This is a genomic window from Neorhizobium galegae, from assembly GCF_017877055.1.
Lineage (GTDB): Bacteria > Pseudomonadota > Alphaproteobacteria > Rhizobiales > Rhizobiaceae > Neorhizobium > Neorhizobium galegae_D.
The window spans coordinates 537,289-561,277 of the sequence record NZ_JAGIPG010000003.1 but is presented as its reverse complement, the minus strand read 5'-3'; the positions used below and the strand labels follow the sequence as shown (position 1 = coordinate 561,277).

The 23,989-nt window shown below is 61.8% G+C and carries 22 protein-coding genes; 8 read left to right on the top strand and 14 right to left on the bottom strand.

Features of this window, described 5'->3' with window-relative positions; translation table 11 throughout:
* Nucleotides 1–19: 19 nt before the first annotated feature.
* Nucleotides 20–955, bottom strand: a complete 936-nt coding sequence (locus tag J2857_RS21840; RefSeq protein ID WP_210012178.1) for a polysaccharide deacetylase family protein — start codon at nucleotides 953–955, stop codon at nucleotides 20–22.
* A gap of 111 nt (nucleotides 956–1,066) precedes the next feature.
* Between J2857_RS21840 and J2857_RS21835 the strand changes: the two genes are divergently transcribed.
* Entirely contained in the window at nucleotides 1,067–1,825 is a 759-nt protein-coding gene (locus J2857_RS21835; protein WP_037079159.1) for an IclR family transcriptional regulator, read from the top strand.
* A 319-nt stretch (nucleotides 1,826–2,144) separates the two neighbouring features.
* Nucleotides 2,145–2,804 (top strand): peroxiredoxin, encoded by a 660-nt coding sequence (locus tag J2857_RS21830; RefSeq protein ID WP_037083730.1) that lies wholly within the window; start codon nucleotides 2,145–2,147, stop codon nucleotides 2,802–2,804.
* Nucleotides 2,805–2,894: 90 nt separating this feature from the next.
* Here J2857_RS21830 and J2857_RS21825 read toward each other — a convergent pair whose 3' ends face one another.
* Both J2857_RS21825 and J2857_RS21820 read right to left on the bottom strand, forming a co-directional pair.
* The gene (locus J2857_RS21825) at nucleotides 2,895–3,086 is read right to left on the bottom strand and encodes a hypothetical protein (RefSeq protein WP_210012177.1); all 192 of its coding nucleotides are present in this window, start codon (nucleotides 3,084–3,086) and stop codon (nucleotides 2,895–2,897) included.
* Nucleotides 3,087–3,261: 175 nt separating this feature from the next.
* Entirely contained in the window at nucleotides 3,262–4,581 is a 1,320-nt protein-coding gene (locus J2857_RS21820) for an LLM class flavin-dependent oxidoreductase (protein ID WP_210012176.1), read from the bottom strand.
* A gap of 271 nt (nucleotides 4,582–4,852) precedes the next feature.
* Here J2857_RS21820 and J2857_RS21815 point away from each other — a divergent pair, with 271 nt between their 5' ends.
* Nucleotides 4,853–6,070: an SfnB family sulfur acquisition oxidoreductase gene (locus tag J2857_RS21815; protein ID WP_210012175.1), complete on the top strand. Its 1,218-nt coding sequence runs from the start codon at nucleotides 4,853–4,855 to the stop codon at nucleotides 6,068–6,070.
* A gap of 21 nt (nucleotides 6,071–6,091) precedes the next feature.
* Here J2857_RS21815 and J2857_RS21810 read toward each other — a convergent pair whose 3' ends face one another.
* The gene (locus tag J2857_RS21810; RefSeq protein WP_210012174.1) at nucleotides 6,092–6,544 is read right to left on the bottom strand and encodes an RrF2 family transcriptional regulator; all 453 of its coding nucleotides are present in this window, start codon (nucleotides 6,542–6,544) and stop codon (nucleotides 6,092–6,094) included.
* Nucleotides 6,545–6,654: 110 nt separating this feature from the next.
* Nucleotides 6,655–7,887, bottom strand: a complete 1,233-nt coding sequence (locus tag J2857_RS21805) for a M24 family metallopeptidase (protein WP_210012173.1) — start codon at nucleotides 7,885–7,887, stop codon at nucleotides 6,655–6,657.
* A gap of 677 nt (nucleotides 7,888–8,564) precedes the next feature.
* Here J2857_RS21805 and J2857_RS21800 point away from each other — a divergent pair.
* Both J2857_RS21800 and J2857_RS21795 read left to right on the top strand, forming a co-directional pair.
* Nucleotides 8,565–8,750 (top strand): hypothetical protein, encoded by a 186-nt coding sequence (locus tag J2857_RS21800; RefSeq protein WP_210012172.1) that lies wholly within the window; start codon nucleotides 8,565–8,567, stop codon nucleotides 8,748–8,750.
* On the top strand, nucleotides 8,720–9,574 hold the full coding sequence (locus J2857_RS21795) for an NADPH-dependent oxidoreductase (protein WP_210012171.1): 855 nt from the start codon (nucleotides 8,720–8,722) through the stop codon (nucleotides 9,572–9,574). Before J2857_RS21800 ends, J2857_RS21795 begins: the two co-directional genes overlap by 31 nt.
* A gap of 15 nt (nucleotides 9,575–9,589) precedes the next feature.
* On the opposite strand, the gene J2857_RS21790 is transcribed toward J2857_RS21795, so the two are convergent.
* From J2857_RS21790 to J2857_RS21750, 9 genes are all read right to left on the bottom strand, one after another.
* Nucleotides 9,590–10,660, bottom strand: coding sequence for an ABC transporter ATP-binding protein (locus tag J2857_RS21790; protein WP_210012170.1), 1,071 nt, complete (start codon nucleotides 10,658–10,660; stop codon nucleotides 9,590–9,592).
* Complete coding sequence (locus J2857_RS21785) at nucleotides 10,660–12,408, bottom strand: ABC transporter permease (protein WP_210012169.1); 1,749 nt, start codon at nucleotides 12,406–12,408, stop codon at nucleotides 10,660–10,662. The genes J2857_RS21790 and J2857_RS21785 overlap by 1 nt, the downstream gene beginning before the upstream one ends.
* Nucleotides 12,409–12,505: 97 nt before the next feature.
* Nucleotides 12,506–13,555 carry an ABC transporter substrate-binding protein gene (locus J2857_RS21780; protein ID WP_210012168.1) on the bottom strand — a complete coding sequence of 350 codons (1,050 nt, stop codon included), beginning with the start codon at nucleotides 13,553–13,555 and terminating at the stop codon, nucleotides 12,506–12,508.
* Nucleotides 13,556–13,668: 113 nt separating this feature from the next.
* A complete protein-coding gene (locus J2857_RS21775) occupies nucleotides 13,669–14,358 on the bottom strand; it encodes a GntR family transcriptional regulator (protein ID WP_210012167.1) in 690 nt (229 codons plus the stop codon).
* 4 nt (nucleotides 14,359–14,362) lie between these two features.
* Nucleotides 14,363–15,337, bottom strand: a complete 975-nt coding sequence (locus tag J2857_RS21770) for an NAD(P)/FAD-dependent oxidoreductase (RefSeq protein WP_210012166.1) — start codon at nucleotides 15,335–15,337, stop codon at nucleotides 14,363–14,365.
* A 1-nt stretch (nucleotide 15,338) separates the two neighbouring features.
* Nucleotides 15,339–17,006: a UGSC family (seleno)protein gene (locus tag J2857_RS21765; RefSeq protein WP_210012165.1), complete on the bottom strand. Its 1,668-nt coding sequence runs from the start codon at nucleotides 17,004–17,006 to the stop codon at nucleotides 15,339–15,341.
* Nucleotides 17,007–17,094: 88 nt separating this feature from the next.
* The gene (locus tag J2857_RS21760; RefSeq protein WP_210012164.1) at nucleotides 17,095–18,624 is read right to left on the bottom strand and encodes a malonate--CoA ligase; all 1,530 of its coding nucleotides are present in this window, start codon (nucleotides 18,622–18,624) and stop codon (nucleotides 17,095–17,097) included.
* Entirely contained in the window at nucleotides 18,624–19,997 is a 1,374-nt protein-coding gene (locus tag J2857_RS21755) for a malonyl-CoA decarboxylase (protein WP_210012163.1), read from the bottom strand. The genes J2857_RS21760 and J2857_RS21755 overlap by 1 nt, the downstream gene beginning before the upstream one ends.
* An 82-nt stretch (nucleotides 19,998–20,079) precedes the next feature.
* Nucleotides 20,080–21,294, bottom strand: a complete 1,215-nt coding sequence (locus J2857_RS21750; protein WP_210012162.1) for a polyhydroxyalkanoate depolymerase — start codon at nucleotides 21,292–21,294, stop codon at nucleotides 20,080–20,082.
* Between the two features lie 114 nt (nucleotides 21,295–21,408).
* Here J2857_RS21750 and J2857_RS21745 point away from each other — a divergent pair, with 114 nt between their 5' ends.
* The 3 genes from J2857_RS21745 to J2857_RS21735 all read left to right on the top strand — a co-directional run bounded on the left by J2857_RS21745 (nucleotide 21,409) and on the right by J2857_RS21735 (nucleotide 23,887).
* Nucleotides 21,409–22,062: a glutathione S-transferase gene (locus J2857_RS21745; RefSeq protein ID WP_210012161.1), complete on the top strand. Its 654-nt coding sequence runs from the start codon at nucleotides 21,409–21,411 to the stop codon at nucleotides 22,060–22,062.
* Nucleotides 22,063–22,086: 24 nt separating this feature from the next.
* Entirely contained in the window at nucleotides 22,087–22,926 is an 840-nt protein-coding gene (kynA, locus tag J2857_RS21740) for a tryptophan 2,3-dioxygenase (protein ID WP_210012160.1), read from the top strand.
* Between the two features lie 169 nt (nucleotides 22,927–23,095).
* Nucleotides 23,096–23,887: an AraC family transcriptional regulator gene (locus tag J2857_RS21735; protein ID WP_245363652.1), complete on the top strand. Its 792-nt coding sequence runs from the start codon at nucleotides 23,096–23,098 to the stop codon at nucleotides 23,885–23,887.
* The last annotated feature ends 102 nt before the right edge of the window (nucleotides 23,888–23,989 follow it).

Sequence of the window (23,989 nt, the reverse complement as noted above, 5' to 3'; positions counted from 1 at the left end):
TGCTGTATTCAAGAACTGCTTACGCCGCCTTCTCTGCGGTCTTGAGGCCGGCCTCGTCGGCACAGTAGCGCGCCAGTTCCGCATGGGTGCAGAACCAGACGTCGCCCTTCGACTTGGCGAGCCGGATGATCTCTTCCAGAATGAAGATCCGCGACCGGTGGCCGACATGGTGCGGGTGCATGGTGAGCTGGAACAGCCCGCCCTCGTCCCAGGCCACTTCGAGTTCGCGGGCAAAGATGTCAAGCACCATGGCCGGCCCCCCATAAGGCCGCGCGCCGGTCATCCGGTCCATCGCCACATAGGGCGCGTCGTCGCGGATCCACTCGACCGGGATTTCGACCACGCCGGTCGGCTCGCCGTCCTCCAGAAGCTCGTAAGGTTCTTCGTCGGCCATCAGCGAGGAATCGTAGAGCAATCCCATCTCGCGGGCGATCTTCAGCGTATAGGGGCTGAAGTCCCAGGACGCGGTGCGCATGCCGACCGGGCGGATGCCGGACAGGCGTTCGAGCGTGTCCGAAGCGCGTAGCGCCAGGTCGCGTTCCGTCACCTCGTCGAGCCGGGAATTGAACTCGTGGATCCAGCTGTGGATGCCGAGCTCGTGGCCGGATGAGACGACAGTCTTCACTTCTTCCGCATTGATCATCGCCGAGACGGCCGGCATGAAGAAGGAGGCCGGCACGGCGTATTTTTCGAGCATCCGCAGGATGCGCGGCATGCCGGCGCGGGCGCCATACTGGCCGCGGCTCATCGTGCCGAAGGACGTGCCGCCGTTGCGCAGTTCCATCGTCTCGTGATCGGAATCGAAAGACAATGCGACTGCCATGCGTGCGCCGTTTCTCCACTTCGCAGGCCTTAAGGAACGCCCCGCGCGCACCTTCTGAACCTTCTGCTGCCAGACACTATCCGGCCAGGTCCAGGGTTCGGAGGCATCGTTTTGCTTATTCGGCGCATTCATGAGATCGTTCGTCCTTATCAGCGCGACACTCGAAAATATGAGTGGCTGCTTTCTGGGCAGAATTGTTATGAGCCGATCCGATAACCATCAATGGGGGTTTCGTTCACATATATGAACTCCGAAATCAAAAGCGCCGGCCGGATTCTCGATCTGCTGGAATACATGGCGTCCAGGCGGGAAGCGGTGCCGCTGGCCCAGATCGTGCGCGATCTTTCTTTCCCCAAAAGCAGCGCGCACGGCCTCGTTCAGACGCTGGCGGCGCGCGGCCACGTGGTCCAGGACGACGCCGGCCGCTACATGCTGGTCGAGGCGACCCGGCATGGCTTTCCGTTCCGGCGCCACGAAGAGCCGCTGGTCGTCGTGGCAAAACCGTTCATGGAAAAGCTGCGCGACGAGTCCGGCGAGACCATCCTGCTGGCGACGATGAACGCCCATTGCGACATCAGGCGGCTGGCGAAATGCGTCAGCCGCCATCGTGTACGCTACGACGTAAACCTCGATGCGGCGATCGCCGCCTATTGCACCGCGACCGGCCGCGTATTGCTCGCCTTCACCCCGAGGGAGGCGCTGGAGCACTATCTTTCCCGTGTCCAGCTTCTCTCCTATACCCGCTATACCGTCACCGATATCGAGCGCATTCGCGAGATGCTGGTAAAGGTCCGTCGGGACGGCTACGCACTGAACGATCAGGAGTTCGTCACCGGCTCGACCGGTATTGCCGCGCCGATCTTCGATGGCAACGGCGCGGCCGTCGCGGCCCTCAATCTCGGCGTTCCGACCGTGCGTTACAACGAGCAGCGCGAGGGCTTTCTGCTGATGGTCCGCAGTGCAGCCGACGATATCAGCCGGGCGCTTGGATACCGTCGCTGAGGCTCATTTCTGATGCGGATGATGGAACCGGTGCAGGTACGGCGTGATTTGGAAAGCTACACTCTTTCCTGCCGGCATTTTGGAACAAACTGCGTCGGCCCGCAATCTTGGAGCGGCTATATCCTTCTCGCTGACACGGATCCGGAGTTTTCAATGGTCGCTCCTTGCTTTTGGCCAACCATAGGAAGCGGTCCGCCGGAAGAGCAGGCAGGCATCCGCGAAATACTCTATAACTGACAGGCGACCCAACCGGCCGCTTGATCGGGCCGGCTTTGAAGTCCCGATCGCTGCAGACACAACAATTCAAGGGAGCTGAAACATGAGCCTTCGTATCAACGACATAGCACCGGATTTCACCGCCGAAACCACCCAGGGCACGATCCATTTCCACGACTGGATCGGCAGCGGCTGGGCCGTGCTGTTTTCCCACCCGAAGAACTTTACGCCGGTCTGCACGACTGAGCTCGGCGCCATGGCCGGCCTTGAGGGCGAATTCAAAAAGCGTGGCGTCAAGATCATCGGCATCTCCGTCGATCCGGTCGAAAGCCACGGCAAGTGGAAGGACGACATCAAGACCGCGACCGGCTTCGAAGTGGAATACCCGCTGATCGGCGACCGAGACCTCAAGGTCGCCAAGCTTTACGACATGCTGCCGGCCGCAGCCGGCGAAAGCTCGGAAGGCCGCACGCCCGCCGACAACGCGACGGTCCGCTCGGTCTACGTCATCGGCCCGGACAAGAAGATCAAGCTGATCCTCACCTATCCGATGACCACCGGCCGTAACTTCAACGAGATCCTGCGGGCGATCGACTCGATCCAGCTCACCGCCAAGCACCAGGTGGCGACGCCGGCCAACTGGAAGCAGGGTGAGGACGTGATCATTACCGCCGCCGTTTCCAATGAGGACGCGATCACCCGCTTCGGTTCGTTCGACACGGTCCTGCCTTACCTGCGCAAGACCAAGCAGCCCACGGCCTGATATCGGTTGGATCAAACGTAAAAGGCCGGTGGAGCGGATCGCTTCGCCGGCCTTTATGTATTTCTGGATATCGCCTTGCAGCGCGTTGTCTCAATAGACTGGATACATGCCCCAGAAGAAGCTTTCCGAATGTTCGCGGTCAGGATCGCGGTTTTCATCACGATCCTCGCGCCCTTTTTCAAGGGGCTTGCGTTCGGCGCTGTCTACGCCTGTTTTATCCGGCACGCGCCGAGTCGCCCCGAACAGATCAAATCCAAACAGGGATAAGCCACCAGCAATCATCGTCAGCCTCCAGTTGGTTGAACGTCATACCTCCCAACTTTCAGGCCAAACCCCCTTCCGGTCAATGTAGTCTATCAAAACTCTATACTAATTCGTTGACACATTTGAAATTGTTATGTCCAAAATGTGGCAATCGGCGAAATAGAGATCTCTGCCAGCTTGCGGTTGCATTCCCTCAGGCAAAGAAGCGGTTGGCAGGCCGCGGCAGGCCGAGATGCTCCCGAAGCGTCGTTCCCTCATAGTCGTGGCGGAAGATGCCGCGGCGCTGGAGTTCCGGAATGACCCGTTGCGTGACGTCGTCCAGACCCTGCGGCAGATAGGGGAAGACGACCGTAAAGCCGTCGCTTGCCTCTTCCGAAAGCCAGCTCTGCATCTCGTCGGCGATGGTTGCCGGCGTGCCGACGAAGGCGAGGCCCGAATAACCGCCATAACGCTGGGCAAGCTGGCGCACCGTCAGTTTTTCCTGCTCGGCGAGCTTGAGGACCTGGGCGCGGCCGGACTTGCTGGCATTGGTCTCCGGAATGTCCGGCAGCGGACCGTCCGGATCGAACGCCGACGCGTCGTGGCCGAGCGCAATCGACAGCGAGGCGATAGCGCTGTCGTAATGCACCAGGCTGTCGAGCACCGCACGCTTGGCCTTCGCTTCCTCCGCCGTATCGCCGACGACGATGAAGGCGGCCGGTAGGATCTTCAAATGGTCGGGATTTCGCCCGGCGGCGACCATGCGGCCCTTGATATCCCCATAGAGCACCTTGGAAGCTGCGAGATCGCGTGGCGAGCAGAAGACCAGTTCGGCGGTCTCGGCGGCAAGCTGGCGTCCCGGTTCCGACTGCCCCGCCTGCACGATCACCGGCCAGCCCTGTACCGGACGGGCAATGTTGAGTGGCCCGCGTACGCTGAGTTCTTCGCCTCTATGATCGAGCACATGCATCTTTTCCGGATCGAAGAAAATGCCGCTTTGCTGGTCCCTGATAAAGGCGTCGTCGGCGAAACTGTCCCACAGCCCGGTCACGACGTCATAGAACTCACGCGCCCGCTTGTAGCGCTCGCCGTGCTCGACATGCTCGTCGAGACCGAAATTGCGGGCGGAATCCGGATTGGAGGTCGTGACGATGTTCCAGGCGGCGCGGCCGTTGCTGATATGGTCGAGCGAGGCAAACCGGCGAGCGACGTGATAGGGCTCGTCGAAAGTGGTCGAGGCGGTCGCCGCAAGACCGATCTTCTCGGTGACCGCGGCAAGCGCCGACAGCAGCGTGAACGGCTCGAACGACGTTACCGTATGACTGCGCTTCAGCGCTTCGACCGGCATGTTCAGCACAGCCAGGTGATCGGCCATGAAAAAAGCATCGAACTTGGCGGCCTCCAGCTTCTGGATAAAGGACTTGATATGCCCGAAATTGAAATTGGCGTCCGGATAGGCTCCGGGATAACGCCAGGCTCCGGTATGCAGGCTGACGGGACGCATGAAGGCGGTAAGGTGTAGCGATCTTGCCATGGGAGTTGCTCTGTTGAGAGGAGAAACGGTCTAGGTCCCATAAACTAGGCACTCCTGTCCGGTGCGCTAAGGAAAGTTGTTGCGCCGATTGCATCGCGCCGGAGAAATTCTCTCTTCTTCCGCTCAACTTGGCGTGACAATCGGCGAATCTCTCGATGTGGCCGCTGAAAAGAGAAAATTCACTTCGTTCGACGCGTGCAATTGAAGCTTTATTCCTTCTCCCGGCCTTCGTGGCGTGGCTCAATGACAGACTTGATCCGGGAGGCGGTACATGAGCAGGGTTTTCCATTTGGCAGAAAAGATCAGGGCGGTGGCTCCATACCTCGCGACAGAGGACCAGGCGATCGAGGTGGCGACGGGTCTTTCGGCGCGTATCGCCGAAGGTTCGAGCCTTCGCGACCGGGAGCGGCTTCTTCCGCACGACGAGATGGAACTGGTAGCCCAATCGGGGCTGCTGGGGATCACCGTGCCCGCCGAATATGGCGGCGCCGACATTTCCAACGCCTTCCTGGCGGAGGTGATCGCCATTCTGTCCGAGGCCGATGCATCGGTTGGACAGATCCCGCAGAACCATTATTCCATTCTTGAAGCCCTGCGCCTTTCCGGCAGTGAGGAGCAGAAGAAATACTTCTTTGCACGGGCGCTGGCCGGGGAGCATTTCGGCAATGCCCTGGCGGAATCGGGAACGAAGGCGGCCGGCGACATCGAAACCCGGCTGGTAGCCGATGGGCTCGGCTATCGCATCACCGGCCGCAAATATTATTCGACCGGCGCGTTGTTTGCCGATTGGGTGGCTGTCTTCGGTCTCGACCCCCAGGGAAGAGCAGTGATGGCGATCGTGCCGCGCGATGCGGAAGGATTATCGATCATCGACGACTGGGATGGGTTCGGTCAACGAACCACCGCAAGCGGTACCGTGGTGATCGACAATGTCTACGTTTCGCCGGATTCGGTCATCAGCTATTACCGGAGTTTCGAGCGGCACGCGCCTCTCGGCTCGCTCGGCCAGCTGCTGCACGCTGCGGTCGATCTTGGGATCGCACGCGCCGCCTTTGCCGACATGATCGGCTTCGTGCGCAGCAAATCCCGGGGTATCCGCAATGTCGGCGTGGAGGTCGCGAGCGCCGACCCTCTGACCATCGCGCGGACTGGTTCGATCGCGGTGAAGCTGGAGGCGGCAAGTGCGGTTCTTGAGCGCGCCGGTCGCAAGGTCGATGTCGCCCAGATCAACCCGTCATCCGAGACGGCGATCGAGGCATCGCTCATCGTCGCTGCCGCAAAGATCCTGACCACGGAGGCCGCGCTTGACGCGACCAACGGCCTGTTCGAACTTGCCGGAACTTCTGCGACCAAGGAGGACCTCAACCTCGACCGGCACTGGCGCAATGCCCGAACCCATACGGTGCACGATCCGGTGCGCTGGAAACATCACGCGATCGGCGATTTTCACCTGAACGGCAATGTGCCGCGGCCGAACGGACAGTTCTAGAAGTCCGCTGCGGCTTGCGATCTACTTGCTGCTGACCTGGGCGTCGTCAAGGCCGCTCGAGCGCTTGGCGACCATCTGCTCCAGCGTCATGTTGTCGAGCACCGATGCGATCGCGTCGCGCACCTCCGTCATCGAGTGGCGGATCTGACAATCTTCCGGGTGATCGCAATCGTCGCAAGGCTCGAACGCCGTCTTGCTGGCGCAGCGGATCGGGGCGAGCGGACCGTCGAGGATGCGGACCGCCTGGCCGACATAAATCTGCGACGCGGGCTTGGAAAGTGCATAACCACCGCCGGGTCCCTTTTTGGAGCGCAGCATGCCGCCCTTGCGCAGTTCGAGCAGGATTGCATCGAGGAATTTCTTGGAAATATTGTTCTGTTGGGCGATGTCGCTGACGAAGGCGGTTTTGCCGGGTTCAAGCTGGGCAAGATGGACAAGCGCCTTGAGCCCGTATTTTCCCTTTTTCGTAAGCATTGAGGATCGAAATTCCGCCTGACTGGTATCCTTCCCGGCGAGACCGCCGGAGGTATGACACCGATACAGGACCGGCGACAAAGGTTCAACGCCGCTTTCCTTCTCTTGTCCTATTCTGCCGAAAGATCGCGCAATGTCCGCGGCAGCGAATTCATGCATTCAGCCCCCGTTTCGGTGATCAGGAACTGATCCTCGATCATCAGCGCGCCGATACCTTGGCCATAGAACGGCGTCTCCAGCGCCACCACCATGTTCGGTTGGATGATTTCCGGATTGCCGGCGGAAAAGAACGGCCATTCCTCGATACCGACGCTGCCGCCGACGGAATGGCCGAAATGGCCGCGATAATATTCCGCAAAGCCATCCCTGCGCATCGAGGCCAGCATGACTGCATGCACGGCGCCGAACGTATTGCCCGGGCGAAGCTCATCGAGGCCGGCGGCGAAGGCACTCTCCAGCGCCTTGAAGATTTCGCGCGCCAACGGCGATGCTGGGCCATGGGTAAAAGTGCGCGCGCCGTCGGAGGAATAGCCATCGACCAGCGCCCCGACATCCGCCTTGATCAGTGCGCCTGGTGTCACCACCGCGGCCATGTCGGAGAGGTCGGTGCCGACCGAGATGAAATCCCAGTGGCTGCTGAGGCCGAAGCCGCCTTCCGCCGCATCCGCCTGGGCGCCGGCCTTCCATGCGGAAGAGAGCTCGGCGAGCGATGCGCCGGGCTTCACCACCGCCACCATCCGCACGAGCCCGGCTTCTGCCGCTCTCGCTGCGCGGCGCAGGCGTTCGATCTCGCCCGGCGTTTTAACGGCCCGCAGACGCCGCAGCACTTCCGAGCCGTCAGCCCAGCTCACAGTCGGCAAAGCCAGTTTCAACGCCTCGAAATCGGCGGCCGGCATGAATTCGAGGTCGGCGCCGATCTTTGACCGCTCGAGGCCGCGCTCCTTCAGCAGATCACCGAGCAGGCCAAAACAGGCGGATCGATCGAACGTTTCCGGCCGCGGACCGGCCGAGCCGAGCTGGCGATAGGCCTCGTTGATCTGATCGACGTTCCCGGCCCCCGTAAGATCGAGCATGTCGATCCAGACGCGATGGGTGCGCAGATCGACATCCGGCACGGCCTTGCGGATTGATCCGGCGGCGTGGTCACTGGCGACTGCGGCAAGCCCCGCCGAGGCATCGGCCGGTACGAGCGCGATCGCCGCACCCGCCCTGCCCCACATGGTCGCGACGCCGGCCGCCGCGCCGATCGCGTACCGAAAGGCTTCAGGCTGGAAGATCACCAGCGCGTCGAGGCGGGCTTGCCCCATCAGGCGCTCCGCATAGCGGCGGTCGATATCGCTCATGGTACTCTCCAAATCCGTCTTTTCTCAATGCCTTAGCCGGCATCAAATGAAATCGCCAGCGGCTGGAACAAAATTCCGCAATGCCTTGGTAGTGGCGAAGAGCGTTTCCCGCTTGCGCCCAAAATCATCCTCCGCCAGCCTTCCAGTTGACAGGGACTTTGATACTAGTCTTCCACGATATCGGCGGTGCGTGGGGAGCTTATTGCACCGTGTTGTGAGGGGTTTCGTAGATGGCGAAGATCAGCCAAACGATTTATGTGTTGAAACATAGGCTTCAGTGGTAGCGATGGCAACGCTGAGACTCAACTTCAATCTAAGCGGAAATAACATTGCGATATACGGTCATTATTCTGAGCTTTGTAACGGCTCTAGCGTCGTGCGCTACTTCACCCTATGACACGCCAGAGATCCGCCGTGTCGGGTCAGCCGGGAGCGCATTGGGCAAGTGCTTGGAGCGGTCCACTAAATCGTATCTCGTTTCCAACAAAGATGCGGAAAAAGTCGCTTCAATGCTTGATAACGCATGCATGGCCGAAAGAAAGGCAATGTCGGATGCTAAGCTCGCGGCTCGTCTGCCGGTGGATTATTTCGATTATGGAAAAGGGCGACACCAAGTCTCATTATGGTGGGTGCGCAATTTACAATAGCATCACACGGGGCGTTCGGATCCGACCGTCTTGAATGCGCGGCTGTCTCGAACGCGGCCGGTCGTCGAGAGCGGTAAAACCCGCAATATCCTCGCCGCTCCAAGCCATGCCTATACGCGGAAACTGTTGGCCAGCATTCCCTGCATGCCGGCTTGGTCCCTTTTCCTATTCAAAGGAGTTCTTCGATGTCCGTCTCTCGCTTTGCTTCAGCCCTAGAGAACTCTCCGACCCCAGCCGATCTTGTGCGCCAGCGCTACGGTTCGGATCAGCCGGCCGCGACGCCGGAATGGAATGCTGCGCTCGACGCCATCCTTTCACACCGCTCCGTCCGCACCTACCTGCCGAAACCAGTGCCTGAAAACGTGCTGCAATTGATCGTCGCGGCGGCCCAGTCCGCTCCGACATCTTCCAGCCTGCAGGCCTGGAGCGTGATCGCGGTGGAGGATGCGGAGCGACGGGCAAAGCTCGCCGAATTCGCCTCCCCCAATCCGCAGATCATCTCGGCACCGTTGTTTCTCGTCTGGATCGCCGACCTCTCGCGGCTGAGGAAAATTTCTGCCGAGCACGGCAAGACCGGTGAAGGTCTCGATTACCTGGAAAGTTTCCTGCTGGCGACGATCGATGCGTCGCTGGCCGCCCAGAATGCGCTGGTAGCACTGGAATCGCTCGGCCTCGGCTCCTGCTATATCGGCGGCATCCGTAACCATCCGGCCGATGTTGGCGAAATCCTCGGCCTGCCGCCGGAAGCCTTCGCGGTGTTCGGGATGACCGTCGGTTATCCCGACCCGGCAGTCGCGACTGAGGTCAAGCCGCGCCTGCCGAAATCCGTCGTGCTTCATCGCGAGCAATATCAGGCAGCGCCACCGGAAGCGGATCTCGCCACCTACGATGCCACGATGAGGTCCTTTCAGATCGGGCAGGGCATGGCAGTGCGCGGCTGGACCAGCGTCGTCGCCAGCCGCATTGCCGACGCACCGGCCCTGAAAGGCCGGCACGTGCTGCTCGATGTGGTGCGACGCATGGGTTTCAAAGTGAAATAGCGGGCGAGGCAGGCCTCAATCCGCGATCGGGACGATCTGGGTCGGATCGATCTGCAGCCAGGCCGGAGCGCCGACCTGGAAGACATCGGCCGGCGGCGCTGCGACGCGGAACTGCAGCCCGCTGTCCTTCGGCTGGAAGACGTAGTCCCAGGTCTCGCCGAGGAATGCGGACTGCCGAACCAAACCCTCCAGGTTGATGGCCTTGTCCTTGGGAGCCTCCGTCGCCGAAAGCTTCATCGCCTGCGGCCGGATCGAGACGGTGACCGGTCCGGAGCTGGTCACTTCCTCACCGATCATTGCCAGCGGCACGCTGAAGCCGGCAAAGTCGATCATGTGGTTACCGCAATTGCCGGAGAGGAAATTCGTACGGCCGATGAAGCTCGCCACGAACCGGGTCTTCGGCCGGCTGTAGAGCGCGTAAGGGCTGTCGATCTGCTCAAGGCGGCCGTTGTTCATCACGGCGATACGGTCCGAAGTCACCATCGCCTCCCCCTGGTCGTGGGTGACATAGACCGACGTGATCTTGAATTCGTCATGCATGCGCTTGATCTCGAAACGCATTTCTTCGCGCAGGTTTGCGTCGAGATTCGAGAGCGGCTCGTCGAGCAGCAGCACCGCCGGGCGGATGACGACGGCACGGGCGAGCGCCACGCGCTGCTGCTGGCCTCCGGAAAGTTCGGCCGGATAACGGTCGGCGAGATGGCTCATCCGCACGGTTTCCAGCACCGCGCCGACGCGTTTCTTGATCTCGTCGGAAGGCAATTTGCGCAGGTTGAGACCGAAGGCGACGTTCTGCGAGACCGTCATGTTCGGCCAGATCGCGTAGGACTGGAAGATCATCGACATGCCACGCTTTTCCGGCGGCACCGAGCCTGATGGTGCCGAGAGCACCTTGCCGTCGAGCTCGATCGAACCGGAGGTCGGGTCGATGAAGCCTGCTATCATCCTGAGCGTCGTCGTCTTGCCGCAGCCGGAAGGACCGAGCAGCGAGACGAATTCGCCGGGCCTGATATGCAGGTCGAAATCCAGAACCGCATCGACGGCACCGAAGCGGCGGCCGAGTTTCCTGAGGACAAGTCCGTCCATTAGCTTCTCCTCAACATGAAGTCGCGTCCGAGATAGCGCATCCCGAGGGCGACGACTGCGACAATGATAATCAATAACAGAGAGCCCAACGCCGCGAGCTTTTCGAGCTCGCCCTCCTCGCTGAGATCGAGCAGCACGACGGAAACGACGCGCGTGGTGGGACCGACCAGGAAGATGGCGGTCGAGAGTTCCTGTGCCGCCGGCACGAAGATCAGCAGCCAGCCGCCGGCCAGCGTGCGCTTCAACAGTGGGCCGACCACATGCCTGAGCGCGGTCACGCGGCCGCCGCCGAGGATCCGCACCGCCTCCTCCATTTCCGGATGGATGCTGCGCACACCGGCCGAGCTGGTGGTGAAGGCGATCGGCAGGAAGCGAGTGATAAAGGCGAGCGCCATGATCGTATAGGTGCCGTAGAGGGCGATCGGTGGCAGCGCGTAGGCCGCGTAGAAGCCGATGGCAAGCACGATACCGGGCACCACATAGGGCGAGACCGCGAGGAATGCGAGCAGGCCCGAGAACGGGATCAGCTTGCGCTGCACGATATAAGCGATGAACAGCGCCAGCGTGATCGCGACGGTGGCCGCAACAATGCCGAGGCCGATACTGCCGACCAGCGCCTTCTGCGAGCTCGAATGCTCGAACAGCACATAGTGGAAATTGGAAAGCGTCAGGTTGCTGAACGAGAAGCCTGTCGTCCAGGAGTCGGAGAAGGCGGCGAGAAGCAGCACGAACAGAGGCATCAGCACCGACAGCGCGACGACGACGAAGCAATAGCCGAACAGCACCCAGCGCCATCTACCGAGCTTGACGATGCGGCGCTCGCCGCCCTTGCCGCTGACCGAGACATAACCCTTGCGGCGCAGGATCAGCTTCTGCAGCCCGAGCATCGCGGCAGTGATCAGCAGCAGCGGGATCGAATAGGCGGCCGCCACCTGGATTCTAAGCGGGAACGAGAAAAATTCGGTGAGCTGGATCACCACCACCGGATATCGCGCCGGGATCGAGATCAAGGCCGGCACGCCGTACAGCGCGATCGCGCCGAGGAAAGACAGAAGCGCCGAGCCGATGATTGCCGGCATGACCAGCGGAAACGTGACCTTCATCGCTGTCTTGAACGGACCCGCGCCAAGGATATTGGCCGCGTCCTCCATCTCCGAATTGATCATCTCGAAAGCCGAGCTCACCAGCACGAAGACGAGGAAAAAGCCGCCGATCGCGGTGACCAGCACAAGTCCACCGAAGGAGAAAATGTTGACCAGCGGTTCTGTCGAACCGGAAAGGCTGTGCCAGACGCGATTGATCCAGCCGGTATTCGGGCCGGCGAGCAGGATCCAGCCGACGCCTGCCAGATAGGGGGGCATGATGAAGGCGCCAAACACGCTGTAGCGAACGAAATTGCGCCCAGGCATGTCGGTGCGGGTGCAGGCCCAGGCGAGCGGCACGCCGAAGGCCAGTTTCAGCACCACGACCACGGCGCCCATCTTCAGCGTATTGGTGAGCGCCGTGATGTGCCGTTCCTTGCCATAGGCTTCGACATAGTTGTGAAGCGTCCAGCCGCCGGTCTTGGCGTCGGTGAAGCTGGAGACGACGAGCGTCCACATCGGCGCGACGATCAAAACGACCAGAATGCCGGCCAGGAAGAGCCAGAGCAGGTTGGCCGGCTGCAGCCGCTGGTGCCAGGGCACACGCATCTTCACCGGCTGGTCTTCCGACCAGGTGGTCGCCGCGGAATGGGAAACACTCGTCATGATCGGCGCTCGCTTTGTCACTGGAGGCGTCGGAAACAAATCACGCCGTCGGGCGTGATGGGCGGAGGCCGGCAGGTGCCGGCCTCCCGGTTACGGTTCAGATCCCGAACGTGTCGCGGAACTTCTCCTGGACCTCAGGCAGCTTTTTGATGCCATCGGCCGTCGCAATCGACTTCGTCTTGTAGCTGCTGAGCGGACGCATGCCGTCTGCCAGCGGCACGCCGGCCCGAAGCGGATAGCGGTAATCCTTGGCGAAGTATTCGGCGATCTCCGGTCCGAGCAGGAAATTCTCGAACAGCCTTGCTGCGTTGGGATGCGGTGCGTCCTTCAGGATTGCGGTTGCCGAGGGCGGCAGCAGGGCACCGTCGGTCGGGTAGACGACGCCGATCGGCACCTTTTTGAGGATCGCGTCCGACAGGATCAGCGGCAGCGGTGCCAGCGCCACCTTACGTTCCCCCGAGGCGACGAGGTTATGCCCGTCGGCCACTGAACGGCCGATCTGGGGCTTGTTTTTCTCGATATTCTTGAAGAAGTCCCAGCCGTAGAGATCGTTCATCAGCACCGTCCAGAGCCCGACGCTGCCGGAGAAGCTCGGATGGCCGATGGCGACCTGGCCTTTCCACTTCGGATCGGCAAGATCGGTCCAGTTCTTCGGCGCTTCCGCCTCGGTCACCAGCTTGGTGTTGTAGGCGATGACGAGAGGCGAGACGCCCGACGTGATCCAGTAGTTTTCCTTGTCGGCGAGCGCCCGAAGTTCCGGCACCATGTCCTTGAGGTTTTCCGGTGCGAACTGGGCAAGCGCGCCCTGTTCTTTGAGCTGCAGCATCTGGCCGTCGTCATTGGTCGACATCAGGTCGCCCTGGACGGCCTTGGCCTGAAGTTCCTGCACGAGGCGCTGGAAGATGACCTGGCCGGAGGCGCGCACGACGTTGCACTCGACGCCGGCATATTTCTTCTTGAACAGGCCGCACATGCCGTCGGCGAACTCGGTAGTCGTCTGGGAGACGTACCAGGTGACGGAGCCTTCCTTCTTGGCGGCGTCGTAGAGCTGTTTTTCGCCGGCCGTCATTTCAGCCGCGCCGGCAAGACCGGCCGCCAGCAAGAATGCCGGAACCAGGCCAGCCACATAGGTAATGGCATGCTTCATGATCTCTCCTCCCTTTGATCCGGCCCATTGCCGGCAAAAAGCCCGACCCTCCCGAGCTTAAAACTTCATGTTTTCCTTCCGCCGCAATCGATCCTCACCGATTATGCTCCTCATCATTCACCGGGGATCAACTGGCGTTCCACCGGGCGCATCAGCGCCAGGAAGTCGCTGAAATATTCGCCCTGGATGACCACGTGGTTGCGCATCGCATCCCGGGCGCGGGCGTCGTCGCGGGCACGGATCGCCGCGAGCACCTCCTCGTGCTCGGACAACGAACTGTTGACGCGCCCGGGGACCCGCAACTGCAGGCGCCTATAGGGTTTCAGCCGGCGCTGCAGCGCATGGGCGTTTTCCGCCAGAAACCCGTTACCGCTCGCCTCGTAGATCACCCGGTGAAATTCGGCGTTTGCGTAATAATAATCGTCCGAATTGCCGGCCTGCTGGGCCGTGGCGCAGGCAGCTTGCGCCTCCTCGAGCAGTTTGAGCTGTTCCGGGCGGATGCGGCGAGCGGCAAGCCGGGCGCACATGGCCTCAAGTTCGCCCATCACCTCGAACATTTCGACAAGCTCGGTGATCGTCAGCTGAGTGACGAAAGCGCCGCGATTGGGCACCATCTTGACGAGACCCATGGTGCTGAGCTGGATCAGCGCCTCACGCACCGGCGTGCGGGAAACCTGATGCCGCGCGGCAAGCCCCGCCTCGTCGAGCCGGTCGCCGGGGGCATAGAATCCGGTGACGATATCCTGCTCGATCGCATCGCGAACGCTTGGTTTGCCCTGCTTGCCTTTGATTTGCACGTTCATAGGCCTATCCTGCCGATGCGACCGCCGCAAAAAGCAGCTCCGCCTGTTGGGTATTCCCGCCCTGTTCCGCGAGATAACGCACGGCGTAAATTGCCGCCGTCACGCCGTCACCAGCGGAGGCCGCCAGATGTGCAACCGAGCGGTCGCGGATGTCGCCGGCCGCGAAAATGCCCGGCACCGACGTCTGCATGTCGAGATCGACGACGATCCTGCCGTCCGGGGCGAGCGTCACCGTATCGCCGAGGAAAGAGGTATTAGGCTCCAGCCCGACATAAACAAAGACGCCATGGCAGGGTATGTCGTCCTCGGCGCCAGTCGAAAGATCGCGGACGGTTAAGGCGTTGACGCCGCCTTCGCCGCGAACTGCGGTCGCCATCGTGTTGAGTCTCACTTCGATATTGGAGGCCTCCCGCGCTTTCGCCTGCAGGGCGGCGCTTGCCCCGAGGCGCGGGCCGCGATGAATGACGGTGATGCGGGCGGCGTGCGGGACAAGCGCCAGCGCCTCGTCGAGTGCGGAATCCCCGCCGCCGACGATGCAAACGTCCTTGCCGCGCATCAGCGGTCCGTCACAGGAGGCGCAATGGGAAACGCCGCGGCCTTCGAATTCCGTTTCGCCCGGAATGCCGAGCGTGCGCTTGGCCGATCCTGCGGCGATGATCACCGCGCCGACGTTAAGATCGAGATCGGCACCGGCGATGCGGAAGCCAGTATCCGTCTTCGAGACGATCTCGATCGTGTCGAGCGCGAATTCGACGCCGGCCTCGTCCGCCTGCATCTGCAGCATCGGGCCGAGTTCGAAACCGGACATGCCCTCGCTCGGACCCGGAAAATTGTCGATGCGGTCGACATTGATCACCTGGCCGCCGGCGCCGAGCATGTCGATGACGATCGTGCGGGCTCCATGCCGGGCAGCGGCGATCGCCGCATTGAGGCCCGCCACGCCGGCACCGATGACTGCGATGTCGTAGTCGTTCGCCATCTCAGCGCCAATCGTCGATGGAAACGGTGGTGCGGTAATGCGCGCCGTAGATCTGCCAGTAGCCGTTGGACTCGCCACCGACGACCACGACGTTGATGTCCTGCGGGCGGAAGATATGGATGAGCTCGTCCTTGCCGGCCTTCAGCTTGCCGGCCATCGGCTCCTCGCCGAACGTGGCGCGGGGATAGATGTAGTTTTGGACGAGCTGCAGGTCCCAGTAACGGCCGGCCGGCATCTGCGCCGTCTCGTAGATGAAATCGAGCAGGTCCTGTTTGTTGACGAACCCGCCGCGGTCGATGAACTGCCTTGCGCAGATCGGGTCGAGCACCAACGTGGGCGCTGTGATCGCATCGGTGCCGAGCAGCATGTCGCGCACGTGCTCCCGCCAGTATTCCTTGCGCAGGCCGAGGCTGAATGTCGTGGAACGGCAGCCGTGGAAGAGGCTGACGGTGCTCGCCTTGGCGTCGAAACCTTTCTGCACATGCAGCGGCTCCCACGGGCTGCGCTCCTCGTTTTCCGCGAAGGTGAGGTTGTTGTAGGTATAGTTGTTGCCGAGCGACCCCATGAAGGTTTCGCCCACAACCGAGCCGCCCTGCAGGTTCTGAGACAGGAGCCCGAAGGCGCGGCCGATCGTGGCATTGGCATGACTATAGGGGCCGAGCGCGCCGACGCCGCAGTTCATGCCGATCTCGTTGCGAACAGGCCCGTTGACGACGGCCATCGCTGCAGCCGAGCTGGAGGTCGATCCGCGGGCGGAGACCTGTGCCGCCGCCAGCGCTAGGATCACGGGGAAATATTCCGGCGATGCGCCGGCCATGACGGCGTTTACCGCGACCTTTTCGACCGTATATTCCCAGAGGCCGCGATTGGTGGTCGGCTGCATGTGCCCGACGACCTCGTCCGGCTTACGTTTCGTGCCGGCCAGCATGTCGGCCACGCGGGCATCGGTCGGCAGGATGATCGGCAGCTTGTCGGTCCAGCTGTTGCGCAGGAAGGCGGCGTGGAGGTTGTCCTCGGTGTCCGGCTCGACGAAACGCGGCGTGCTGCGCTCGAACTGCGCGTCCTCGGCGCTTGCCGAGAGCCCGACGGTGAGTGCCTCGACGATCTCCTTCATGACCGGCTTGCCACTGATCGGATCGAGGCCTTCCACATACGCACGCAGCTCTTCTGGCGTTTTACCCATGACCGGCTGCGGCACGAAGACGAGCGGCTGCTGGGAAAGCCCGCCCATCTTGGCGACCGAGCGGACCACCTTGTCGAACTTATCGGTATGGATCGCCGCGGTCGGCACGCCGTATTTGGTTTCGAGCGTGATCGCGTGGGTGGTGACAGCCGGTGCGCAGGTGCTGCAATGGCCGACGCCGATGATCGCGGCATCTCCGTTCGCCCTGATCTCTTCCCAGAGCTGCGGATCGTCCTTGGAATAGGTGTTCGCCATCTGGCGGATGCGTATGTCGACGGACGGCATATTGCGTGCAAACCAGGCCTCGACCTCCTTCAGGAGCTCGACCGAATCGTCAAAGCGGCTGTCAACGAGATAGACGACCTTGCCGTCGAGGCTGGCGGGCCGATCAGCCGGCTGTTTGCGGCTGACCTTTGGCGGATAACCCATCGGGTTGTGGACGGTGGCAAGCGGCTGAGCGCTCTCCGGCTTCCCCTGTTGCAACATCCCATTTCCTCCCGAAATGATCCGTGCTCGTATGCAATTCATAGTCCACGCGTATACATCAGCCGTCAAGTCCTAAAATCACGATCGCCTATTTTGCGATTGCCGCGGGCTCGAAAGTTCCGGAAAACTGATCGCGGAGTATATTCTTCTGGACCTTGCCCATCGTATTGCGCGGCAGTTCAGCCATGAACGCCACCTTTTTCGGGCGCTTATAGCCTGCCAGACGGCCGTCCAATGCCTTGATGACCTCCTGTTCGGTCAAATGGGCACCTGGTTTCAGGACGATCGCGGCAATGATGCCCTCACCGAAATCCGGATGCTTGACGCCGAAGACGGCGCTTTCCGTGACGCCCGGCATGGCGTCGATCTCCATTTCCACCTCTTTCGGGTATACATTGTAGCCGCCGGTGATGATGAGGTCCTTGCCGCGGCCGACGATGTGGACATAACCATCCTTGTCGATCTTCCCGAGGTCGCCGGTGATGAAGAACCCGTCCTTGCGGAATTCTGAGGCCGTTTTTTCCGGCATGCGCCAATAGCCCGAAAACACGTTCGGGCCACGCACCTCGATCATGCCGATTTCTTCCGTGCCGAATAAGGCACCGGTTTCGGGATCCGTGACCCGCACTTCAACGCCCGGCAGCGGGAAACCCACCGTGCCGGCCACACGCCGTCCCTCATAGGGATTCGAGGTGTTCATGTTGGTCTCGGTCATGCCGTAGCGCTCGAGGATGGCGTGGCCGGTGCGCGCCTGCCATTCCTCGTGGGTCTCAGACAGAAGCGGCGCCGATCCGGAGACAAAGAGGCGCATATGCGCGGTGCTACCCTTGTCGAGCCCCGGATGTTGCAGCAACCGGGTGTAGAAGGTCGGCACGCCCATCAGCACGGTCGCCTTTGGCATCGCCTCCATGATCTTGTTCGGATCGAATTTCGGCTGGAAAATCATCGAGGCGCGCGAGGCGAGCACCACGTTGGTCGCGACGAAAAGCCCGTGGGTGTGGAAGATCGGCAGCGCGTGGATCAGTACGTCCTTGTCGGTGAAACGCCAGCTTTCGACCAGCGACGTCGCGTTCGACAGGAGATTGTCGTGGCTGAGCATGGCGCCCTTGGAGCGCCCCGTCGTGCCGGACGTGTAGAGGATTGCGGCAATATCCGCTCCGCCCCGCGCCGAGGTTTCGGCAATCGGCGTGGCGATGGCGGCAGCATCGCTCAGCGTCCCCTTCCCCACTGGGTCGAGTGTCAGGATTTTCGCGCCGGCGGCCTTGGCGATCGGCTGGAGCGCATCGAGCTTCGACGGGTCGCAGACGAAGATCGCGGGCTCGGCATCGGTCAGGAAATATTCGATTTCTGCCGGCGTGTAGGCGATGTTGAGTGGCAGATAGATGCCGCCTGCGCGGACTGTCGCCAGATACAGCGCCAGCGCCGCGACCGACTTTTCCGCCTGGACGGCGACTCGGTCGCCTGGCCGCAGGCCGGCTTCGAGAAGTGCTCCGGCAAGCTTCGCGCATTGATCGGCGAAGGCGCGGTAGCTCATCGTGCCCACCGTTTCGTCCGTCAGGAGCAGCCGATCCTCCCGGTCGAGCCCGCCGAGCAGCGCGTCGTAGAGGTTACCAGCCATTAAAACACCTCCTGGGAAACCGGTTGGGCCAGCTTGCGCAGCGCCGGCGTCGCCGCGATATGGCCGTTTTCGGCATAAGCCTCGTGATTTTTCTCGATTTCGCCGAGCCGGTAGCGATAGTTGACCATCAGGCCGTATGACTGGCGCATGCCCTTCGGCGACCGGTCGCCGAGGAAATTGAGCCTCTCGGCCTGCGCCCCGTTGCCGAGATGGAAACGGGCAACGGGATCCACCGGTCGGCCATTGCCGCGCCGGACGTTCAACAGGTAATGTGCCCCGAGCGGCAGCATGGCGCGCCGGACCTGGTCGAGTTCGTGTTCGCCGGCAGAGGCCCAGTCACCTTCAAGCCTGGCGATAAGCCGCTGCTTTTCTTGGCTGATCTCCTCGCTGTCGGTCACGCGGCTTTCGCCGCGCAACCATGCGCCGAAGCCCGGGATGGGGGATAAAGTCACGAAATTTTCGAGCCGCGGCAAGTCGCGCTTCAGGTCGTTCACCACCTGTTTGATGAGGAAATTGCCGAGTGAAATGCCGGCAAGGCCGCGCTGGCAGTTGGAAATCGAATAAAACACCGCCGTCGTCGCCTGCTGCACTTCCAGCGGCTGGCGGTCGCGGGCGAGAAGCGCATCGACCGAGGCAGGCAGATGGTCGGTCAACGCCACCTCGACGAAGATCAGCGGCTCGTCTTCAAGTTGGGGATGGAAGAAGCCGAAGCAACGCCGGTCAGCCGGCGCCAGTCGCCGGCGCAGGTCATCCCAGCCATCAATATCGTGCACGGCTTCATAGCGGATCAGCGCCTCCAGGATATTGGCGGGCGTGGTCCAGTCGATCGATCGCAACATCAGGAAACCCCGGTTGAACCATGAGGAGAAGAGATGGCAGAAATCGAGGTCGACCGGCTGCAGCGCCGGCTCCTTGGACAACATGTCCATCAGATGTTCGCGCATCTCGACCAACGTCGCGGTGCCGCGCTTGGCGAAATTGATACGGCGGAAAAGCTCCTGCCGGCGCGGTTCAGCCGCCTCGTGCAGCCTGGCAATATTTTCTGCGCTGGGCTCGGTGTTATAGGCTGCGGCCGCGCCATCCAAGACCGTTCGGTCGGGGCCGAAACGATCCAGAAGCGCGCGCATGAAGGCGTCTCGGTCCGAGGCGCTGACCTGTCGGTAGGCCTCGAGGAAGGCTTCGGCGAGGATGGCGCCGGAGACTTCGCCGCGGCGCGACAGGATCATCTCCGCAAGCCCCACGAGATCGCGGTTCTGCACCGGCGGTGATGAGAGGCCGAACAAGGCCCGGCCGCGACCGGACAAGGACTGGATCAGCTCTCCGATAAACGGTGGAGCGTCCCACCAGCCAAAAACCGGATCCCTGCTGCTCATCTTTTTTCTCCTACCCGTTCATTGCATACAGCAGATAGAGGATCGTATGCAAGTCAAGGTATGAGACTCGGCGCCTTTGCCGTCATTCCATTGCGAGGATCAGGTTGCGCACGACGGGATAGATTTCCTTCTCCCACCGGCGCCCACTGAAGACACCATAGTGCCCGACATTGGCCTGCAGATGGTGGCGGCGCAGGTGCGGCCGCAGCGAGTGACAGAGTTCGTGGGCCGCCGAAGTCTGGCCGAGCCCGCAGATATCGTCGCGCCCGCCCTCGACGGTCAGAAGCGCCGTGGCGTGGATATGGTTCGGATCCACCTTCCGGCCATGGTGGGTGTAGGTGCCGCTCGCCAGTTCCGCCCTCTGGAACACCCGGTCGATGGTCTCGATGTAGAATTCCTCGGTCATGTCGAGCACGGCGAAATATTCGTCGTAGAAATGCTTGATCTTGTTCGCCTCGGCCGTCTCGCCCTGGGCGAGGTGGCGGTAGAGCTTGCGGTGCGCGTCGACATGGCGCTCCATGTTCATGCTCATGAAGGCGACGAGCTGCAGGAAGCCGGGATAGACGCGCCGTCCGCTGCCCGGAAAGCCCATCGGAACGCCGGTGATCAGCTCGCTCTTGAACCAGGACAGCGGCTTCGAGACCGCAAGTTCGTTGACCTTGGTCGGGCTCTCGCGCGTATCGACCGGCCCGGCCATGAGCGTCATGGTGCGCGGGGTTGCCGGGTTCTTCGCCTCCGACATGACGGCGACGGCAACCAGCGCCTGAACGCAGGGCTGGCAGACTGCGAGGATGTGTCCGCGCGGTCCGATCTCTTCCAGGAAACGGATGATGTAGTCGACATAATCGTCCATGCCGAAGCGGCCGGCGGCCGTGGAAACGTCCCGCGCATTGGCCCAGTCGGTGATATAGACGTCGTGATCCTTCAACAGCGTCTGGACCGTGCCGCGCAACAGCGTCGCGAAATGACCGGAGAGCGGCGCGACCACCAGAACCCGCGGGCGGGGCGTATCGACATCGGCGACGAAATGCAGGAGGCGGCCGAAGGGCAGGTCGAGTGCAGTCTCGACTGATATCGGCACGTCGCGATTGCCGATCGTGACCGAGGTAATCTCGAATTCCGGTCGCTCGTGGGTGATCTTGAAGCGCGACATCAACTCGAGTGCCGCGGCGGCATGCCGACCCATATCGCTGCCGGCGCCGAAGAACAAGGTGGAGGACATCAGTTGCAGGCGCCGGGCAAGATCGCGCATCGGAGCGAGGAAATCATCCTGGAGTTGATAGGCCTGATAGAGCATGAATGGACCCCCGCGCCGCAGATATGCGGCAGTGCAAAAATGCTAGTGCAATATGTCTCGCGATGCGAGAAGATTGTCATAGGATGCATGATTGTCCGGCAGGAGTTTTGAACGATGGTACAGGCGACACTGACGATTTCGTCGAAAAACTATTCCTCGTGGTCGCTTCGCGGTTGGCTCCTTTGCCGCATGGCAGGCCTCGATTTCCAGGAACTGCTGGTCGAGATGAACGACGATGCGCGCCAGGAACTGCTGCTCCTGTCGCCCTCCGTGCTGGTGCCGCGGCTGACCCATGATGGCGTCATCGTCTGGGATACGTTGGCGATAGCCGAATACCTGAACGAGATCAGGCCTGATGCCGGCCTATGGCCAGCCGACATCGCCGACCGCGCCCGCTGTCGCGCGGTTTCAGGGGAGATGCATTCCGGTTTCCACAATCTTCGCTCTGCCCTGCCGATGAACCTCAAGGCCCGGCACGAGCGCTTCAAGATCTTTTCCGGCGCGCGCCCGGATGTTGAGCGGGTCAAGACGATCTGGGCCGAATGCCTGGAGGCAAGCGGCGGCCCTTGGCTGTTCGGCGCAAATCCGACTGTCGCCGATGCCATGTATGCGCCGGTCTGCACCCGCTTCCGCACCTACGCGGTCGAACTCTCGCCGAGGCTCGCGGCATACGCGGAGACGGTTCTCGCCTGGCCGCTCATGCTCGAATGGACCGAAGGCGCGCTTGCAGAACCGGACGAAATCGTCGAGTTGGAAGTGGAATTCTAACTGGCGAAAGACATATCGGACATCATGAGCTCGAAACCCTACGATCCCAGCGAAGACGGCGCGGAAATGTCCTTTCGCGAGAAGATGTCCTATTCCGACTATCTGCATCTCGAAAAAGTGCTCGACGCGCAGGCACCGATTTCGGCGGCGCATGACGAACTGCTCTTCATCATCCAGCACCAGACCTCCGAACTGTGGATGAAGCTTGCGATCCACGAGATCGCCTCGGCGATCTCAGCGATCCGCGACGACAATCCGCAGCCGGCCTTCAAGATGCTCAGCCGCGTCGCCCGCATCTTCGAACAGCTCAACAATGCCTGGGACGTGCTGCGCACCATGACGCCCAGCGAGTATACGGAGTTCCGCGCCTCGCTCGGCCAGTCGTCCGGCTTCCAGTCCTATCAATACCGGGCGATCGAGTTCCTTGCCGGAAACCGCAACATTGCCATGCTCGGGCCTCACGCGCATCGGCCTGATATCATCGAGATGCTGGAGGGCATCCTCGCCCGCCCGAGCCTTTACGACGAGGCCCTGATGCTGCTTTCCCGACGCGGATTCGATATCGGCGAGGACGCAAGACGAACCGCCTGGCGCGCGAAACGCCCTGAGAACGAGCAGGTGCTGGAGGCCTGGAAACAGGTCTACAGCTCACCCGGCACCCATTGGGAGCTTTACGAACTCGCGGAAAAACTGGTCGATTTCGAGGATTATTTCCGCCGCTGGCGGTTCAATCACGTGACCACGGTGGAACGGGTGATCGGCTTCAAGCGCGGCACCGGCGGCACGTCGGGAACTTCGTATCTCAAGAAAATGCTGGAGGTCGAGCTGTTTCCCGAATTGTGGCGGGTGCGCACCGTCCTGTAAGACTGCCAGGCTCGACCTTCTCTACGAGGAGCCCGCTAGTCGGCTTGGACCGCCCGAGGCGGTCTACAAGCTGCCTTGGGGATTTTTTCCAATCAAGGTATGCTCATCCCAACGTGAGGGGCGGATGCGGGCGAAGGGACAAAACGGGTTTCGGATGTTTCGATGCCGCATGGCCGGCGTGCAGGCGGTCGTGGCTCGCTCCGACCACCATTTCGCCCGTCACACCCACGACCAGTTCGGCATCGGCGTAATCGAGAGCGGAGCCCAGAAATCCGCAAGCGGACGGGGTCCGGTGGAAGCCGGACCAGGCGACGTCATTACCGTCAACCCGGGCGAAGTGCATGACGGCGCGCCGATCGGGGACGAGGGCCGTTTCTGGCAGATGCTTTATTTCGAGCCGGACGTGATTGCGGTCGCGGTCGCGGATATCCGCCAGGGCCGGCCCGGCGATTTCGAGTTTGCCGATCCGGTGCTGCGGCAACCGCCGCATGTCGCGACGATGCGGCAGCTCTTTACGGCGATGACCACCGAGCAATCCGGCGCCGAACTCCGCGGACAGGAATTACTGCTGACGCTGCTGGCCGAGGCGATGCGGGAGGTGCCGGAGCCGAAACCGGTTTCGCAAGGGATTCGGGCGGCGCGCGAGCGGATTGATGACGATCCGGCCAAAGCGGTCAGCCTTGCCACTCTGGCAGGCCTTGCCGGCCTCAGTCAATTCCAGCTCTTGCGCGCTTTCGACAAGGCGACCGGGTTCACGCCACACGCCTACCTGATCCAGCGGCGTGTCCAGCTGGCGCGAAAACTGATCGCCGGCGGGGCGGGACTTGCGGAGGCGGCGCTGGCCAGCGGCTTTGCCGACCAGAGCCATATGACCCGCATCTTCACCCGCAGTTTCGGGCTTTCCCCACACCTTTATGCCGTTGCCGTGCGTCCACCGCAGGCGTCCGGCGGCCCTTGCTGAGGAAGGCGGATGACGCTTGCCCTCTGTCGCGGGAGTATCAGGCTTTCCGTTTCGGATATCCACCCGCCCCGCCCTTCGCGGAAATCTCGCGGGGTGACATGT

Excerpts from the sequence above, each read along its gene's own strand:
- J2857_RS21820 (WP_210012176.1), bottom strand. The coding sequence starts at position 4,581 with ATGGCAAGATCGCTACACCTTACCGCCTTCATGCGTCCCGTCAGCCTG.
- kynA (WP_210012160.1), top strand. The coding sequence starts at position 22,087 with ATGAGCTCGAAACCCTACGATCCCAGCGAAGACGGCGCGGAAATGTCC.
- J2857_RS21735 (WP_245363652.1), top strand. The coding sequence starts at position 23,096 with ATGGCCGGCGTGCAGGCGGTCGTGGCTCGCTCCGACCACCATTTCGCC.
- J2857_RS21760 (WP_210012164.1), bottom strand. The coding sequence starts at position 18,624 with ATGGCTGGTAACCTCTACGACGCGCTGCTCGGCGGGCTCGACCGGGAG.
- J2857_RS21805 (WP_210012173.1), bottom strand. The coding sequence starts at position 7,887 with ATGAGCGATATCGACCGCCGCTATGCGGAGCGCCTGATGGGGCAAGCC.
- J2857_RS21780 (WP_210012168.1), bottom strand. The coding sequence starts at position 13,555 with ATGAAGCATGCCATTACCTATGTGGCTGGCCTGGTTCCGGCATTCTTG.
- J2857_RS21785 (WP_210012169.1), bottom strand. The coding sequence starts at position 12,408 with ATGACGAGTGTTTCCCATTCCGCGGCGACCACCTGGTCGGAAGACCAG.
- J2857_RS21765 (WP_210012165.1), bottom strand. The coding sequence starts at position 17,006 with ATGTTGCAACAGGGGAAGCCGGAGAGCGCTCAGCCGCTTGCCACCGTC.
- J2857_RS21775 (WP_210012167.1), bottom strand. The coding sequence starts at position 14,358 with ATGAACGTGCAAATCAAAGGCAAGCAGGGCAAACCAAGCGTTCGCGAT.
- J2857_RS21840 (WP_210012178.1), bottom strand. The coding sequence starts at position 955 with ATGAATGCGCCGAATAAGCAAAACGATGCCTCCGAACCCTGGACCTGG.
- J2857_RS21835 (WP_037079159.1), top strand. The coding sequence starts at position 1,067 with ATGAACTCCGAAATCAAAAGCGCCGGCCGGATTCTCGATCTGCTGGAA.
- J2857_RS21810 (WP_210012174.1), bottom strand. The coding sequence starts at position 6,544 with ATGCTTACGAAAAAGGGAAAATACGGGCTCAAGGCGCTTGTCCATCTT.
- J2857_RS21770 (WP_210012166.1), bottom strand. The coding sequence starts at position 15,337 with ATGGCGAACGACTACGACATCGCAGTCATCGGTGCCGGCGTGGCGGGC.
- J2857_RS21795 (WP_210012171.1), top strand. The coding sequence starts at position 8,720 with ATGTCCGTCTCTCGCTTTGCTTCAGCCCTAGAGAACTCTCCGACCCCA.
- J2857_RS21745 (WP_210012161.1), top strand. The coding sequence starts at position 21,409 with ATGGTACAGGCGACACTGACGATTTCGTCGAAAAACTATTCCTCGTGG.
- J2857_RS21755 (WP_210012163.1), bottom strand. The coding sequence starts at position 19,997 with ATGAGCAGCAGGGATCCGGTTTTTGGCTGGTGGGACGCTCCACCGTTT.
- J2857_RS21830 (WP_037083730.1), top strand. The coding sequence starts at position 2,145 with ATGAGCCTTCGTATCAACGACATAGCACCGGATTTCACCGCCGAAACC.
- J2857_RS21790 (WP_210012170.1), bottom strand. The coding sequence starts at position 10,660 with ATGGACGGACTTGTCCTCAGGAAACTCGGCCGCCGCTTCGGTGCCGTC.
- J2857_RS21750 (WP_210012162.1), bottom strand. The coding sequence starts at position 21,294 with ATGCTCTATCAGGCCTATCAACTCCAGGATGATTTCCTCGCTCCGATG.
- J2857_RS21815 (WP_210012175.1), top strand. The coding sequence starts at position 4,853 with ATGAGCAGGGTTTTCCATTTGGCAGAAAAGATCAGGGCGGTGGCTCCA.
- J2857_RS21825 (WP_210012177.1), bottom strand. The coding sequence starts at position 3,086 with ATGATTGCTGGTGGCTTATCCCTGTTTGGATTTGATCTGTTCGGGGCG.